This window comes from Mesorhizobium sp. M8A.F.Ca.ET.021.01.1.1 (assembly GCF_003998025.1).
Classification (GTDB): domain Bacteria; phylum Pseudomonadota; class Alphaproteobacteria; order Rhizobiales; family Rhizobiaceae; genus Mesorhizobium.
The window spans coordinates 1-399 of record NZ_RZSJ01001129.1 but is presented as its reverse complement, the minus strand read 5'-3'; the positions used below and the strand labels follow the sequence as shown (position 1 = coordinate 399).

The window sequence follows — 399 nt, the reverse complement described above, 5'->3', positions numbered from 1 at the left end:
ATCGCAGACGCCCTTCAAATTGGCGATGATGCCGTCCATGGAAAACACCCCATCGGTGGCGATCAGCCGGAAGCGGCAATCCTTCGCTTCCTTCAATCGCGCCTCCAGATCGGCCATGTCGTTGTTGGCGTAGCGGAAGCGTTTGGCCTTCGACAGCCGGACACCATCGATGATCGAGGCGTGGTTGAGCGCGTCGGAAATGATCGCGTCCTCCTCGCCCAGCAGCGTCTCGAACAGGCCGCCATTGGCATCGAAGCAAGAGCCATAAAGGATCGTGTCGTCCAGGCCGAGAAAGGATGAAATCGTCGCCTCGAGCTGCTTGTGCTCCTCCTGCGTGCCGCAGATGAAGCGCACCGACGCCATGCCGTAGCCGTAGCGGTCGAGCGCCTGCGTGGCCGC

At 61.4% G+C, this 399-nt stretch carries 1 protein-coding gene; it reads right to left on the bottom strand.

What is annotated here, in order from left to right; genetic code table 11:
- Positions 1-399: aminotransferase class I/II-fold pyridoxal phosphate-dependent enzyme (locus EOA36_RS36945; protein WP_127281339.1), on the bottom strand; the 399-nt coding region annotated here is incomplete at both ends.